A 15486-nucleotide genomic window follows, 5' to 3' on the forward strand; every position below is an offset into this window, starting at 1 on the left:
CGAGAATTATTATTATGATGGCAGAATAATATTCGAAACGCTGGCGAGATAGCAAGCAATACGCGTCCCTGGCAAAACTAAGGGGTTAAGAATTATCCAGATGAAAAGAAAGGGTTAAAACAAGCGCCCTGAGGTTAACAAAATGCTCAGGGCTCAGAGAGAACAAAAACCGAGGTTTACCGATAATAAACTTCAAAGGTCGCTACAGCATCGACCTGTCCGCCCTTTATCGTACCGGTTTTGATATATCGGGCTTTAAGCGGAATGGTCACTGACTGGTCCTGAACCGTGTTACCTGTTGCGGTGTAGTCCTGATCAAACTGAAGCACCGTATCATTGCTGTCAAGAATCTGGATGCCAATGCCCTCAGCCGCATTTTCGCCTGTCGCAATAGAAAGCACATCCCCATCCTGCACGCCCGTTGAGCCTGACGTTGTGAAGCGATAATCAACCTTAATGCCCGCATCACACCGCTCAAGCTGAATTTTAAAACTGTCGTCAGAAACCACTTTCGAGAGATTGTTCGTAAAGTCGTGCGCCGTAATCGCCGCTAACGGTACCGTGATATTGTTTTCCATCAGCTGACAGGTGTTGGATTTAATATCGATTGTGGTTGCATTAAAGCGTAACTGACCGATGACTTTATCGTCGTATTTCCAGTCCGCGATCAGTTTACTGGTGTCGAGCACACCCGATGAAACAGGTCCGGTAACCACGAGCTGAACGGCAGCATGGAGAGTAATGGGATAGGCAGCATCTATTTTTTTTACCATGGCGCTTCCCATGTGCCAGGGGGTGATCAGGTTTTCTGCGCCTAACGTTTCATTTGCGAAATTAGCCCATGCAGCGCGAAAGCCAATTCCTGGAATGCCCGTTGCGTAAACCCCCTCAAGGGAACCCGTTGTAACCAGATCGGCGTCACTAAGTCCGCCGGTATATCCTTGATGAATATTGCCGTCAGCATCGCAGGCAACCGTTATTTGCGCACTGGTCAGTTCCTCCGAATAAAGAATTTGACCTACAGCGGCATCTTTACTGACGACCAGTGGCGGCAAGGTAAAGGTAACCTGCGCTGCATCAGGTCCCCCTTTAGTAATGACACAGCTTGCCGTGGCGTAAAAACTCAGGCCATTGCCAGTAAGCACCAGCAGTGCAATGGCAAGACCCCGTAAAATCCTCTCGCGTATTCTGTTCATCTTTTTACCTGCTCTGTAGGCATGCGACGGACGCCGTATAGATTCTGGCCTCCAGGGTTTCCGGCACAGTGACGCTTCCTTCACATTGCGTATCCGGCGTTTTTCCCCACTGGACGGTAAACCGCTGTGTCCCGTTTAAGCCTGTGACATACGCTTCGCCGTCATCACCGACAAGGGCTGTCGTCCCCTCCAGACTCAGCACCGCGCCGAAAGGCACTTTCCCCTGACCCAGGTTGAGCGTGAGCAGCGCGCGTTTTCCTTTACGCGCAGTGAAATCCGCCGCCACCGCTGCGCCTTTTGTCGGCGTGACATCAACCGAAGCATCCTGAATATCAATGTCATCGTGGCCAAGCGTGTTTACCGTTACGGTATTTCGTCGATAGTTGGTCAGCGTAGGGACAATCGCATTTCCCCAAAAATCGGTATAGATCCCCTGAGAATTCTGCACTTTCACATTGTCGCCATGATCAATATGAACGACTGCAAACGCATCCTGCAGCGACTGTCCGAGCGTGATGCCATTAGGATGGGCCACCACGGAGCCTTGTACGCCATAGCTCCACTGTTTCGTCTCTTTTTGATAGCTATAGCTGGTGTTGAACTCGCCATAGGAGGCGCGATAGCGAGAGGATAAATAGGCGCCATAACCTTTATCATGGTTAGCATAGGTTTGCTGCACGTTATAACTTAAGTTATTGTCTTGTAATAAGGTTCCACTGACGCCCACCTGATGAGAGGTTTCTCCGTGCCGGGTGCTGCTCAGATTGTATGTCGCCCAGGAATTAGCCATCCAGCGCGACAGCGGAACGGTAAAGCTCAATGACACTTGCTGATCGTTATCCGATGAGGGCGTCTTCGTCAGGCTGTAGTTCAGTGACCAATTGATCCCCTCCCAACTGCTGCTGTAGCCCATACTGATGCTACGTTCATGCCCGTCCATATCCCAGTAGTCTTGCTGGTAAGCATTGGCGTAGATCGATCCCCAATCGTTGAGCGACTGGGAGAGATTTAACTGCAAGCGGCTACGGCGATTATTGGTACTGCGATAGCTGTAAATATCATCTTCATCGTAGTCTTCGTTACGCTGATCAAGCGCTTCCTGAAACGTGTAAAAACCCGATGTGGAATAGCGATAGCTGGCCAGGGTTAACGTGGTGTCGGTTACGGGAAAATCTTTGGCGTACTGGGCGCGCCAGGATTGCCCTTTCGCGTCATTGCGATCGTGATTAAACGCGGTTTTCGCCGTAGTAAAATCAAGAGAGAAGGAGCCGTATCCCTGGAGATCGGCGCCGACACCAAGCAGAGCCGCATGGTACATCGACGCGCCAAGTCCTCCACCGTAAACGGTGATGCCATACGGTAACCCGTAGATCAGCGTTGCCTGACCAAAACCGGGCTCTTCACCGTTATCGACATCACGGTACTTCCCGGCGGCAACGCTGTATTTCACCGCGCCGTCTCGTAACATGACGGGAACCGACGAACTCACCTGGATGAAACTGCGTTCCGTACCATCCGATTCCTGTACAGTCACCTCCAGGTCCGCGCCAGCCGTCACTTGCGAAAGGTCGTGAATTTCAAACGGCCCGGGGGAGACATTGGTCTGATAAATGGTGTACCCGTTTTGCTTAACCGTCACTTTTGCGTCGCTATTCGCAATGCCGCGAACCACCGGGGCAAATCCTTGCAAACTGCCTGGCAGCATACTTGTGTCCGTTTCCAGCTTCACGCCAGTCATCTGTACGCTGTCAAACAGCTCGCCATTTGTGTACGTTTGCCCTACCTCAAGCTGGCTTCTTAGCCACTTGATATCGCGTTCCAGCGTAGTGCTAAGCGACTGCCATCCCTCTTCGTCACCCCAGTTACTGCTGTTCCGCAAGCGCCATGCGCCAAGATTGATACCCGAGTTCAAACTTGCCCAGTTAGAGATATTGGTCGTGCTATTTGAATGCTGACGAGAGCCGGAAAAATAATAGCTCGTCCACACAGCGGGCATTCCGTCATCCCAGGTTCTCGGGTTGCTGTCCCCTGCCAGGAGAAGATCCCGGTAAATTTGCGGAATGCGCAACTGCAGCACATGTGTATCCTGATTAAAGTCATAACTCGCGTCAGGAATATATTGACTGATATCATCGACAAGCGCGTCATCGTCCAGGTGATTAAAGCTGGAAAGCGTGTCTACCTTGACGCCCAATTCCCGGAGTTCACCTTTGGTCAACTCCGGAAGCAGTTTCTTTTTATCTTTGGAAAGCGTGTAATTAAGATTGCGAGCGTCGAGGCGCTGTTGGTCCCACACTATCGTTGTCAAATATTGGCCTGGCGATAAACCATTATTTTTCAGATAGGCTTCCAGCGCGCCTGTATTCTCGAGCGGCGTATCCGTTTCAAGCACGCTGAGATTAAAATAATCTTCTGCAAGAACAGGGAAATTTAACGCCAGTATCGATAATGTGCATGTATTTAACGTAAATGCCCGAAGTTTTCGATATATAGCCATTATGACGCTCTCTAAATACAAGGTTCCCGAAAAAAATCATAAAGGCCGCTTTTGCACTTCCGTTTCAGATCCAAAGTCATTCATTGCAGACCACGCAACGTCCCCTTTTGCGCCCGCAGGTATCTCGAAAGATTGCTCGCTAAAGGGGGCCAACATCATGCTGAGCGCACTTGGCATATTTGAATTTCCTACCGGTTTAGCGTCACGCCCACCCACGGTTAGCTGTCCGAAAGTGATGAAAAAGGGAGAAGGATTTTTGACTGCCATACGATTACCGGTTCGCTTAAACTCTAAGGATTTCCAGGCATCTCTTGCATCGCTATCGCTTAACCCCGCAGGGCGATAAAAAAGCTTCAGTTTCGTCTTTATGGCAAATTGCAGCATATTTTTATCGCGCATATTTTCCGGGATCGCAGAAACAGACTTCACATTTGTCATAAAAATGGACTCGCGATCCTGAGGCAGCGCGTTTTCATGTCCCGTATAAACAATATGCAGTAGGGTTTGTCGGTTTTCATCAATCTTATAAATAGGGGGCGTAATAACAAAGGGCGCTTTGCTATCGTCGAGGTTGCTCACCCAACTTTGTACGAGATAACGTTTATCGGTATCTTTATTTTTTAACGCTATCTGGACTTCCGCCTGCTTAGCGGGGTAGATAATGCGCGTTCCGCCCAACACGATACCTGCCATTGCGGAATGCGATAACATGAAGAAAATAAAAGCGTATATATAGCGAAAGTTATTCATACTCTTTTTCAGTCCGTTGAAAAAACTGGCCCGCCCCGGGCCAGCAAAACTATCCTTAACGATAGAGCAAGGTATAGGTTGTTTCAGCAGAGTAATCACCCACCGTTGGCGCTGTGCTTCCTACCTGAATGACTTCAGCGGTATAGTTAAAAGCAACGTTCGCGCTATTGGCCTTATCCAGTGATGTGTCGGGTTCTGAACCATCAAATTTCACATAACTACTGCTTCCCTCAGGCAACAAGCGAACCCCTAAGTTTTTAGCTTTACCAGTAGTTGTTAATACTTCATCGGAATAACCGTCGATGCGGGTGCCTTCGAATTTAACGTTCAGTTTGCCGACAGAAGCATCACATTCCGTCAGGGCGATTTCGACTTTTTGCGTGTCGCCCACCTTTTTATCGGCGCCAAAAGCAGTCGCGGACAAATCATTAAATGTCACCGTTCCGTTAGTTGCCGTCCCATTGATATTAACGACACAACTATCATTAAGGATTTTGCCGCTAAACGTTATCGTTCCTGTATCAACAGCCATGGCTGGTGCAGAGAGCGCCGCGGTTAAACTGATTGCCAGCAGTGATAACACTGATTTTTTGCACATATAGCATTCCTTACTTATGCTCAATAATTGATAAAATGAATAAATACTGGAGAAAATAACAGATAAGGCGGACGTTACGGAGAACTCCATTACGCCTTCAATATTTACATTTACAGTTTCAATATTGAAAACAGCACATATCCTTTGCCTGAAAACCTCTCCTAAAAATATTATTATATTAAACCGCGGGAATGAACACCCTACGGAATGAGGAAAACGACAAGATTATACGCAAACGCCTGTATTATCTAGGAAATAAAAAACCTGATTTTTATTTAAAACGAAATTAAGTTAAATTAAAATTCATGAAATGAATATAACTAATATTATATTTGACATTAGCTAACCATTGACGCCGTTTGCTTTTATAAAAGAAAAAGCCAGATGTTATTCTGGCTTTTTCTCATGACATCAACGGGCACAGCGTCGCGTTAGTTACCGCCAAACATATCTTTGATCCAACCAGCCACGCCGTCGCTGTCTTTCTTCTCTTCCTGTGGCGCCTGCTGCTGTTGCGGCTGCGGCTGCGGCTGAGAAGATTGATCGAACGGGTTACCTGACGGTTGCTGCTGTTGCAGCATTTCACCCTGCTGGCAAAGCGCGTCAGGATCGGTTGTCCACACCGGCAATGTACGCATCCCGCCGCTGCAAACAAAGTTGCCGTCATAGTCCACGCCCATATCAACGATATCTTCCGGCGGCGTTAAGATCAGCGGCGTCGGCGTCTGATTCGCCAGATAGCGCTGGTAAATCGACATCGCCCCGCTCGCGCCATAGAGCTTCGTCGGCTGGTTGTTATCACGGCCGACCCAGGTAATCGTCACCTGACTACCGTCGATCCCGGCAAACCAGGTGTCCACGTTGTTATTGGTGGTCCCGGTTTTGCCCGCCAGATGCAGACCCGGATACTTCGCGCCAAGCTGGCGACCGGTACCGCGCTGGACAACCTGCTGCATCGTCCACAGCGTCATGTACGCCGCTTGCGCCGGAACGGCGCGCTCCGCCTGCGGGAAGCTTTGATACAGCACGGTGCCATCTTCCGCAATCACCGAACGCAACGCGGAGAGCGGCGCACGGTTACCGCCGCTGGCGATTGTTTGGAACGCTTGCGCCACTTCGACAGGCGTCAGGTTAAGCGCCCCCAACAGCATGGCCGGAACCGGATGCAATTGATCTTTTGGTACGCCCAGTTTTGCCCAAGTGTCAGTCACCGCAGGCAGGCCCAGCGCCATCCCCAGATTCACCGTCGGCACGTTCATCGAACGCGTCAGGGCATCGACCAGCATTACTTTTCCGCTTTCGCTATAGCGACGGTCATCGTTCTGCGGCGACCAGACCTGGCCGTTTGGCTGACGCAGCGCAATCGGCGCATCAGCGATCCACGTATTCAGGCGATAAATCTTTGGCTGGCTCAGGGCGGTCAGATAAGTAGCCGGTTTTGCCAGAGAACCAATCGAACGGCGCGCCTGCATCGCACGGTTATAGCCCGCAAACTGCGGTTCGGCGCCGCCGACCATCGCGCGTACTTCGCCGCTGAAGCGGTCCACCACCACGATCGCGGTTTCGAGATCGCTCAGCTTACGCTGCTTTTTCAGCAGCGGAATGCCTTCCACCGCCGCTTTCTCGGCGGCATCCTGCGCCACGGAATCGAAGGTGGTGAAAATCTTCACGCCGGAGAGATCTTTCACCTTATCGCCGAGCTTCGCCTGCAGTTCCTGACGCACCATCTGCATGAATGCCGGCTGCGGCGAGATCACCCCACCACGCGGCTGCACGCCCAGCGGACGCGCGCTCAGCATATCGTACAGTTCCTGATCGATGATCTGCTGCTGTTGCAGCAGGCGCAGCACAAGGTTACGACGCTCCAGCGCCAGCGTCGGGTTACGCCATGGGTTATAAATGGACGCCCCTTTCACCATTCCGACCAGCAACGCCTGCTGATCAAGGCTTAACTCTTCCACCGGGCGGCCAAAGTAGTACAGACTCGCCAGCGGGAAGCCGCGGATTTCGTTATCGCCGCTCTGTCCGAGATACACCTCGTTCATATACAGCTCAAGGATGCGGTCTTTGCTGTAGCGGGCATCCATCAGCAGCGCCATATAGGCTTCGTTGGCCTTACGCCAGTACGAACGCTCGCTGGTCAGGAACAGGTTTTTCACTAACTGTTGCGTCAGCGTACTTGCCCCCTGCACCGTCCGTCCGGCGGTCAGGTTCGCCAGAACCGCGCGGCCAATAGAGTACAGACTGACGCCGTCATGCTCGTAAAAGTGACGGTCTTCGGTCGCCAGCAGCGTATCCACCAGCAGATCCGGGAAGCCGCTGCGCGGCACAAACAGACGCTGCTCGCCGTTTGGCGAAGAGAGCATGGTGATCAGACGCGGATCGAGACGGAAAAACCCGAACTGGCGGTTATTATCCATGTTCACGATCGTATTCAGATGGCCGCCATCAAAGGTCAAGCGCGCGCGCACCTGCCCCTCTTTGCTGTCCGGGAAATCAAACGGACGGCGGATCATTTCAATGCTGTTGGCCTGCACGGTAAACTCGCCGGGACGCGTCATCTTCGTCACCTGGCGATACTGCGTCGCTTCCAGCAGTCGCACCATTTCGTTCTTGCTGACCGGCATTTCCGGCTCGAGATTCACCATCCGGCCATAAACGGCCGCGGGCAATTGCCAGACTTTGCCATCAATACGACTGCGGATTTTTTGATCCAGATAAACGCCGTAAATGGCGAACAGCACCAGAAAAACAATCGCTATTTTCAGCAGCAGCCACAACCAGCCGCGCTTACCACGAGGCTTACGCCCTTTGCCCTTACCTTTACGCGGCATCGGTTCTTCATCCTCATAGTCATCATCATAATCGTCGTCGTACTCATCATCTCTGAGTTGGCGACGGCTCACCTTTTGTTTCACCGGACGCGAGGGTTTCCCTTTGCGTCCAATCGGCTCGCGGTCATTCCCGGCCATGTTTTTTCTCCGCAACGTTCAGGCGCAAAGGCCCGATTTTCAGTTCTTCTGTCACCCGACAGAAGAAGAAATCTCTCAATTTATCGCTCGCTGTTTTACCAGATAACGCTTTGCTTACCGGCTTACAGAGGACATTCGTCCCACTATGAATACTTTTTGGTACGCCGCGTGGGCGCGGTATTCGCCGGGTCGTCAGGCCAGACATGTTTGGGGTAGCGTCCTTTCATCTCTTTTTGTACCTCGCGGTACGCCCCCTGCCAGAACGCGCTTAAATCACGGGTAATCTGTAAGGGCCGCTGGGCGGGCGATAAGAGTTCCAGTACCAACGGCACGCGCCCTTCGGCGATGGTCGGCGTACTGGCCTCGCCAAACATTTCCTGCATTCGGACCGCCAACGCGGGCGGGTTATCCTCATGATAACGAATGGCTATCCGACTTCCTGTCGGCACAGTGTAATGTGTGGGCAGCGAACTCACCAGACGTTGCTGCAGAGGATAGTCGAGCAGTCCCAGCAAAGCCTGATGAATATTCAGCGATTTCAGATTTTTTAACGAATGCACACCGGCCATATGCGGCAGCAACCAGCGCTCAAGATTCGCCAGTAGCGTCTGATCGTCCACCGCAGGCCAGTCATATTCCGGCAGCCACTTCGCCGCACACTGCAAACGCAGACGCAACTGCACCGCTTCCGGCGTCCAGTTGAGCACATCCAGCCCCCTGTCGCGGATCCCGTTCAGCATCGCCAGATGCAGCTCGTTTTCCGAGGGTTTCGCCAACGGCTGCACTTTCACCGTCAGTTGTCCGATGCGCATCCTGCGCCACGCTTTGAGCGTCCCCTGCGCCTCATCCCATTCAATCGTGTCCGACTGCTGCAACAGTTCCGGACATTGCCGGACAAGCGCGTCGATGTCCAACGGCAACGCCAGCAGGATCCGCGCGTCCGGCGACGCACTGCCCTGCAGCAAGAGCGGGGCGATCAGCCATTCATGACGTCCCAGCGCATCATCGGCGTCCAGCACTGCGCCCATGCCGTTTGCCAGTTGATAACGTCCGTCCAGGCCGCGCCGTCGCGCCACGCGATCGGCAAAGGCGTACGCCAGCAATGGCGCGATCCGCGAGACGTCCGCGACGCCGCTGCGGCTATTCAGGCGTTTCAACAGTTGCTGGCTGCGCTGCTGCCAGGCGGGCTGATGGCGTGAAAACGCTACGCCAAGATCGGTATTTCCCCCGCGCGGCGGCTCTTCGAGGATCGCCGCAAGCTGGGCGGCGGTCGCGGCGGCGTCGGGATCGGAAGCGCTCACTAACATGGCAGCCAGCCGCGGGTCGTTGCCCAACGCCGCCATCTTTTGCCCTCTTGCGCTCAGGCGTTCGCCATCCAACGCGCCCAGCATCTGTAACAGCCGTTTCGCCGCCTGTAAGTGTATCGCGGGCGGCAGATCCAGCCAGGTTAACTGTGCGGGATCGCTGCATCCCCATTGCAACAGCTCCATCAGCAGGCCGGAGAGATCGCTATGCAGGATTTCGGGATCCCCTTGCGCAGCGGCGCGTTCCGCCTGTTCTTTGGCGATCAGATGCAGGCAAATGCCCGGCGCCAGACGTCCGGCGCGACCGGCACGCTGGGTCATTGACGCCTGACTGACGCGCTGCGTAATCAGCCGGGTCAGCCCGGTACGCGCGTCAAATCTGGCGACACGCTCCTGGGCGCAATCGACCACCAGTCGGATGCCTTCGATGGTCAGACTGGTTTCGGCGATATTGGTCGCCAGCACTACTTTACGCATTCCCGGCGGCGCAGGCAGGATCGCCGTACGCTGGGCATTCAGCGACAGCGCGCCATACAGCGGACAGAGAAGGACATCGCTGCCGACACGCGCGCTCAGATGTTCCTGTACGCGCTGGATCTCGCCGACGCCGGGTAAAAACAATAGCAGCGATCCCGGTTCCTGGCGCAGCAGTTCGGCGGTGGCGACGGCAACGGCCTCATCAAAACGCAGTTGCGCCGCCAGGGGTTGATAGCGGCGCTCAACGGGGTAAGCGCGCCCTTCGGACACCACCACCGGCGCATCCGGCAGACGCTGCCGCAGGCGATCGTTATCCAGCGTGGCGGACATGATCAGCAGCGTCAGGTCGTCGCGCAGCCCCTGCTGCACATCAAGCAACAGCGCCAGCGCCAGATCCGCCTGCAGACTGCGCTCGTGGAATTCATCAAGGATCACCAGGCTGACGCCGCTTAGCTCCGGGTCACGCTGTATCATTCGCGTCAGCACCCCTTCGGTGACCACCTCCAGCCGCGTGGTTGGCCCCACGCAGGATTGCGCGCGCATCCGGTATCCCACCGTTTCGCCGGGCTTTTCGTTCAACAGCTCCGCCAGCCGCTGCGCCACGTTACGCGCCGCCAGACGACGCGGCTCAAGCAGGATAATCCGCCCGTTAAAGCGTTGATGGGAAAGAAACTGCAGCGGCAGCCAGGTGGATTTACCGGCGCCGGTCGGCGCGCTCAGCAGAACCTGCGGCGCAGAATCCAGTGCGGCAAGCAGTTCAGGCAGTACGGCGGCAACAGGCAATGACGTCACAAATGACTCCAGAGGGTTAACATTCTTCGCGCTGCATTGTAGCATCGCGTTAATTCATAACCGAGTACCGAAGATGTCTGAGCCGAAACGGCTGTTCTTTGCCATTGAGCTGCCCGCCGACGCGCGCGCGCAAATTGTTCACTGGCGCGCGGCGCACTTCGCACCCGAGGCGGGGCGACCCGTAGCGGCCGACAACCTGCACTTAACGCTGGCGTTTTTAGGCGACGTTAGCGCCGACAAACAACAGGCGTTAGCTACGCTGGCCGGACGCATTCGCCAGCCTGCTTTCACGCTGACGCTGGACGATGCGGGGCAATGGCTGCGCTCCCGGGTGGTCTGGCTCGGCACGCGCCAGTCGCCGCGGGGTTTACTGCAACTGGCCAATATGCTGCGCGCCCAGGCCGCGCGCAGCGGCTGCTACCAAAGCCCGCAGCCGTTTCATCCGCACGTAACTTTGCTGCGCAACGCCAGCCATGCGGTCGCCATTCCCGCGCCCGGTTTTTGTTGGTCGTTTCCGGTAACTGAGTTTACGCTTTACGCCTCCTCGTTCACCCGGGGACGAACCCGATACACGCCGTTGCAGCGCTGGACACTCAGCGAATAATTTAAGGACACGCGTGATGCAGTTTTCTCCCCCCCTCCAGCGCGCCACGCTGGTTAAGCGTTATAAACGTTTTTTAGCCGATGTGATCACACCCGACGGAACCGAACTCACGTTACACTGCCCAAATACTGGCGCAATGACCGGTTGCGCAGAGCCCGGGGACACCGTCTGGTATTCGACGTCAGAAAATACTAAACGCAAATATCCGCATACCTGGGAATTAACTGAAACCCAAAATGGCGCGCTTATTTGTGTTAACACATTATGGGCGAACAGGCTGACGAAAGAGGCTCTGGAACAAGGCAGGGTTTCAGAACTTTCAGGATACAGTACCCTGAAAAGCGAAGTAAAATACGGCGCCGAACGAAGCCGCATCGATTTTATGTTACAGGCAGATTTCCGGCCTGACTGCTATATTGAAGTGAAATCGGTAACGCTGGCGGAAAAGGATTTCGGTTTTTTTCCCGATGCCATCACTGAACGAGGTCAGAAACATCTTCGGGAATTGATGAGCGTAGCGGCTGAAGGCAAACGCGCCGTGATTTTTTTCGCCGTTCTGCATTCCGCCATTACACGGTTTTCACCTGCGCGCCATATTGACGCGAAATACGCGCAACTATTGATTGAGGCACAGCGTAAGGGGGTAGAAATTCTGGTTTATAAAGCGGAACTTTCTGCCGGGAGTATGACTCTTAAAGAGCCATTACCCATTACTTTTTAGTGATGTAAAATTTTGGTTATTTAGTATTCTGGTCGCGTGCGCAAATACGCTTTTCCTCACAGGGTTGTCAAGTGTTACGTTTAGTTAATTGCTATCCGGAAAAGCATCTGCTATTTATAGCGACCTGATTTTTCCCCCGAACATGGGGATCGATAGTGCGTGTTAAGGAGAAGCAACATGCAAGAAGGGCAAAACCGTAAAACATCGTCCCTGAGTATTCTCGCCATCGCTGGGGTGGAGCCGTACCAGGAGAAACCGGGCGAAGAGTATATGAACGAAGCCCAGCTGTCGCACTTCAGGCGTATTCTTGAAGCATGGCGTAATCAACTTAGGGATGAAGTCGATCGCACCGTTACTCATATGCAGGACGAAGCTGCCAACTTCCCTGACCCGGTAGACCGTGCCGCGCAGGAAGAAGAGTTCAGCCTTGAGCTGCGTAACCGTGACCGTGAGCGCAAACTGATCAAAAAGATCGAGAAAACGCTGAAGAAGGTTGAAGATGAAGATTTCGGCTACTGCGAATCCTGCGGTGTGGAAATCGGTATTCGTCGCCTGGAAGCGCGTCCGACAGCCGATCTCTGCATCGACTGCAAAACGCTGGCTGAAATTCGCGAAAAACAGATGGCGGGTTAATCCCCACCGTTTGATCACGTTTACACCAGGCGGGGACTTCCCCGCCTTTTCATTTGTCCGTAACGATGACTGACTCACACTATATTGGCCGCTTCGCCCCTTCCCCTTCCGGCGCACTGCATTTTGGCTCCCTGATTGCCGCGCTCGGCAGTTATTTACAGGCGCGCGCCCAAAACGGCATCTGGCGCGTACGCATCGAAGATATCGATCCTCCTCGTGAAGTTCCCGGTGCCGCTGACACCATTCTGCGCCAGCTGGAACATTACGGTCTGCTCTGGGATGGCGAAATACTCTGGCAATCCCGTCGCCATGAGGCGTATCGCGAGGCGCTCGCCTGGCTGCGCGATCACGGGTTGAGCTATTACTGCACCTGCCCCCGCGCGCGCATTCAACGCATCGGCGGTATTTATGACGGCCACTGCCGCGACAAGCATAACGGGCCGGATCAGGCAGCGGTACGCATCAGGCAACGTCATCCGGTCACCCGCTTTCACGATCGCCTGCGCGGTGATATTCAGGCCGACGAACGGCTGGCGCAGGAAGATTTTATTATTCATCGCCGGGATGGGTTGTTTGCCTATAACCTGGCGGTGGTAGTGGACGACCATTTCCAGGGCGTCACGGAAATCGTGCGCGGCGCCGATCTCATCGAACCAACGGTTCGACAAATTTCGCTCTACCAGTTGTTCGGCTGGACAGTGCCCGACTATATTCATTTGCCGCTGGCGCTGAATGCGCAGGGCGCAAAACTGTCTAAACAAAATCATGCGCCTGCTTTGCCGCAGGGCGACCCGCGTCCTGTCCTCATTGACGCGCTGCGCTTCCTCGGACAGCGTATTGCGCCAGACTGGCAGGCCATGCCAGTGGAGGCGATTCTTCAGTTCGCCACAGAGAACTGGCGCCTGGCAGACGTGCCGGAATCGGCATCTGTAAATCCGCCATTCTCAAACGCGTCGTGCTGAGCTATGATTAGCCGCTATTTTTGCTCGTTGTCTTTCGCATTTTCATAATCCGAAAGCCCGCGGGTAAATTGATTTGATTGATGATTGACACTACCGAGGTGCACTATTTTTACCCGAGTCGCTAATTTTTGCCGCAAGGTGCTAAGCCGCGAGGAGAGCGAGGCAGACACTGCCGTCGCCCGTCCACATATGACGGTCATCCCACGCGAGCAGCACGCTATTTCCCGCAAAGATATCAGTGAAAATGCCCTGAAGGTAATGTACAGGCTCAACAAAGCGGGATATGAAGCCTGGCTGGTTGGCGGCGGCGTCCGCGACCTGTTGCTGGGCAAAAAACCCAAAGATTTCGACGTGACCACCAACGCGACGCCGGATCAGGTACGCAAACTGTTCCGCAACTGTCGCCTGGTCGGTCGCCGATTCCGTCTGGCGCACGTGATGTTTGGTCCGGAAATTATTGAAGTCGCCACCTTCCGCGGTCACCACGAAGGCAGCGAGAGCGATCGCACGACCTCCCAACGTGGGCAAAACGGTATGCTGCTGCGTGACAATATTTTCGGCTCCATTGAAGAGGACGCCCAGCGCCGCGACTTTACCATTAACAGCCTGTATTACAGCGTCGCTGACTTTACTGTCCGTGATTACGTGGGCGGTATGAAGGATTTACAGGACGGCGTCATCCGTCTGATCGGCAATCCGGAAACCCGCTACCGTGAAGATCCGGTGCGGATGCTGCGCGCGGTGCGTTTCGCCGCCAAGCTGGACATGCGCATCAGCCCGGAAACCGCAGAGCCGATCCCGCGTCTGGCGACGCTGCTGAACGACATTCCGCCAGCCCGTCTGTTTGAAGAGTCGCTGAAGCTGCTCCAGGCAGGCTACGGCTACGAGACCTATCTTAAGCTGCGCGAATACAGCCTGTTCCAGCCGCTGTTCCCGACCATTACCCGCTATTTCACCGAAAACGGCGACAGCCCAATGGAGCGCATCATCGCCCAGGTGCTGAAGAACACCGATAACCGTATTCACAACGACATGCGGGTGAACCCGGCGTTCCTGTTTGCCGCCATGTTCTGGTACCCGTTACTGGAGATGGCGCAGAAAATCGCCCAGGAAAGCGGCCTGGCCTACTACGACGCATTCGCTCTGGCAATGAATGACGTGCTGGATGAGGCCTGCCGTTCGCTGGCGATTCCAAAACGCCTGACCTCGCTGACCCGTGATATCTGGCAGCTTCAGCTACGGATGTCCCGCCGTCAGGGAAAACGCGCGTGGAAGCTCATGGAACATCCGAAATTCCGCGCGGCTTACGATCTGCTGGCGCTGCGCGCCGAAGCGGAAAAAAGCGCCGAGCTGCAACGCCTGGCACAATGGTGGGGCGAATTCCAGGTCTCTGCGCCGCCAGAGCAGAAGGGCATGCTCAGCGAACTGGATGAAGACCCGATGCCACGCCGCCGCAATCGTCGCCCGCGCAAACGCGCCCCGCGTCGCGAGGGTACCGCGTGACCCTCGCTTATATCGCGCTTGGCAGCAACCTGGCCTCCCCCCTGGAACAGGTTAATGCTGCCATAAAATCGATTGGCGACATTCCGCAGAGCCGGATTGTCGCCGTCTCCTCTTTTTACCGCACTGCGCCCTTAGGTCCCCAGGATCAGCCGGATTACCTGAACGCGGCGGTCGCGCTGGACACCGACCTTGCGCCGGAGACTCTGCTCGATCATACCCAACGGATTGAACTGCAGCAGGGGCGCGTACGCAAAGCCGAGCGCTGGGGTCCGCGCACGTTGGATCTCGACATTATGCTGTTTGGCGATCGTGTCATTCAGACCGAGCGCCTGACTGTTCCCCATTACGATATGCACAACCGCGGCTTTATGCTTTGGCCGCTGTTTGAGATTGCGCCCGATCTGCGGTTTCCGGATGGAAAATCGTTACAACAACGCCTCGCCGAACTCGGCGAAGAAAAACCCGACCGCGGGTAAA

At 54.6% G+C, this 15486-nt stretch carries 12 protein-coding genes; 6 read left to right on the plus strand and 6 right to left on the minus strand.

Features of this window, described 5'->3' with window-relative positions; translation table 11 throughout:
- Window positions 1-176: 176 nt before the first annotated feature.
- The 6 genes from OOJ60_RS14255 to hrpB form a co-directional block, all read right to left on the minus strand.
- On the minus strand, window positions 177-1196 hold the full coding sequence (locus tag OOJ60_RS14255; protein ID WP_199956879.1) for a fimbrial protein: 1020 nt from the start codon (window positions 1194-1196) through the stop codon (window positions 177-179).
- 4 nt (window positions 1197-1200) lie between these two features.
- Window positions 1201-3693 carry a fimbria/pilus outer membrane usher protein gene (locus OOJ60_RS14260; RefSeq protein ID WP_199956881.1) on the minus strand — a complete coding sequence of 831 codons (2493 nt, stop codon included), beginning with the start codon at window positions 3691-3693 and terminating at the stop codon, window positions 1201-1203.
- Between the two features lie 36 nt (window positions 3694-3729).
- Window positions 3730-4443 carry a fimbrial biogenesis chaperone gene (locus OOJ60_RS14265; RefSeq protein WP_167333864.1) on the minus strand — a complete coding sequence of 238 codons (714 nt, stop codon included), beginning with the start codon at window positions 4441-4443 and terminating at the stop codon, window positions 3730-3732.
- Between the two features lie 55 nt (window positions 4444-4498).
- Complete coding sequence (locus OOJ60_RS14270) at window positions 4499-5041, minus strand: fimbrial protein (protein ID WP_042289923.1); 543 nt, start codon at window positions 5039-5041, stop codon at window positions 4499-4501.
- A 431-nt stretch (window positions 5042-5472) separates the two neighbouring features.
- Complete coding sequence (gene mrcB / locus OOJ60_RS14275; RefSeq protein ID WP_042289926.1) at window positions 5473-8013, minus strand: bifunctional glycosyl transferase/transpeptidase; 2541 nt, start codon at window positions 8011-8013, stop codon at window positions 5473-5475.
- Between the two features lie 143 nt (window positions 8014-8156).
- Window positions 8157-10586, minus strand: a complete 2430-nt coding sequence (gene hrpB / locus OOJ60_RS14280) for an ATP-dependent helicase HrpB (RefSeq protein ID WP_205612757.1) — start codon at window positions 10584-10586, stop codon at window positions 8157-8159.
- 73 nt (window positions 10587-10659) lie between these two features.
- Between hrpB and thpR the strand changes: the two genes are divergently transcribed.
- The 6 genes from thpR (at window position 10660) to folK (ending at window position 15485) form a co-directional block, all read left to right on the plus strand.
- The gene (thpR, locus tag OOJ60_RS14285) at window positions 10660-11190 is read left to right on the plus strand and encodes an RNA 2',3'-cyclic phosphodiesterase (RefSeq protein WP_042289930.1); all 531 of its coding nucleotides are present in this window, start codon (window positions 10660-10662) and stop codon (window positions 11188-11190) included.
- 16 nt (window positions 11191-11206) lie between these two features.
- A complete protein-coding gene (sfsA, locus tag OOJ60_RS14290) occupies window positions 11207-11911 on the plus strand; it encodes a DNA/RNA nuclease SfsA (RefSeq protein WP_042289932.1) in 705 nt (234 codons plus the stop codon).
- A 177-nt stretch (window positions 11912-12088) separates the two neighbouring features.
- Window positions 12089-12544 carry an RNA polymerase-binding protein DksA gene (gene dksA, locus OOJ60_RS14295; RefSeq protein ID WP_003829221.1) on the plus strand — a complete coding sequence of 152 codons (456 nt, stop codon included), beginning with the start codon at window positions 12089-12091 and terminating at the stop codon, window positions 12542-12544.
- Window positions 12545-12609: 65 nt separating this feature from the next.
- Window positions 12610-13506, plus strand: a complete 897-nt coding sequence (gene gluQRS, locus OOJ60_RS14300) for a tRNA glutamyl-Q(34) synthetase GluQRS (protein WP_205612758.1) — start codon at window positions 12610-12612, stop codon at window positions 13504-13506.
- Window positions 13507-13611: 105 nt separating this feature from the next.
- Window positions 13612-15009, plus strand: a complete 1398-nt coding sequence (pcnB, locus tag OOJ60_RS14305; RefSeq protein ID WP_205612825.1) for a polynucleotide adenylyltransferase PcnB — start codon at window positions 13612-13614, stop codon at window positions 15007-15009.
- A complete protein-coding gene (gene folK, locus OOJ60_RS14310; RefSeq protein ID WP_205612759.1) occupies window positions 15006-15485 on the plus strand; it encodes a 2-amino-4-hydroxy-6-hydroxymethyldihydropteridine diphosphokinase in 480 nt (159 codons plus the stop codon). The genes pcnB and folK overlap by 4 nt, the downstream gene beginning before the upstream one ends.
- The last annotated feature ends 1 nt before the right edge of the window (window position 15486 follow it).

This window comes from Citrobacter sp. R4 (genome assembly GCF_026719175.1).
Taxonomy (GTDB): Bacteria; Pseudomonadota; Gammaproteobacteria; order Enterobacterales; family Enterobacteriaceae; genus Citrobacter_A; species Citrobacter_A sedlakii.

Excerpts from the sequence above, each read along its gene's own strand:
- OOJ60_RS14255 (WP_199956879.1), bottom strand. The coding sequence starts at position 1,196 with ATGAACAGAATACGCGAGAGGATTTTACGGGGTCTTGCCATTGCACTG.
- OOJ60_RS14260 (WP_199956881.1), bottom strand. The coding sequence starts at position 3,693 with ATGGCTATATATCGAAAACTTCGGGCATTTACGTTAAATACATGCACA.
- OOJ60_RS14265 (WP_167333864.1), bottom strand. The coding sequence starts at position 4,443 with ATGAATAACTTTCGCTATATATACGCTTTTATTTTCTTCATGTTATCG.
- OOJ60_RS14270 (WP_042289923.1), bottom strand. The coding sequence starts at position 5,041 with ATGTGCAAAAAATCAGTGTTATCACTGCTGGCAATCAGTTTAACCGCG.
- mrcB (WP_042289926.1), bottom strand. The coding sequence starts at position 8,013 with ATGGCCGGGAATGACCGCGAGCCGATTGGACGCAAAGGGAAACCCTCG.
- thpR (WP_042289930.1), top strand. The coding sequence starts at position 10,660 with ATGTCTGAGCCGAAACGGCTGTTCTTTGCCATTGAGCTGCCCGCCGAC.
- sfsA (WP_042289932.1), top strand. The coding sequence starts at position 11,207 with ATGCAGTTTTCTCCCCCCCTCCAGCGCGCCACGCTGGTTAAGCGTTAT.
- dksA (WP_003829221.1), top strand. The coding sequence starts at position 12,089 with ATGCAAGAAGGGCAAAACCGTAAAACATCGTCCCTGAGTATTCTCGCC.
- gluQRS (WP_205612758.1), top strand. The coding sequence starts at position 12,610 with ATGACTGACTCACACTATATTGGCCGCTTCGCCCCTTCCCCTTCCGGC.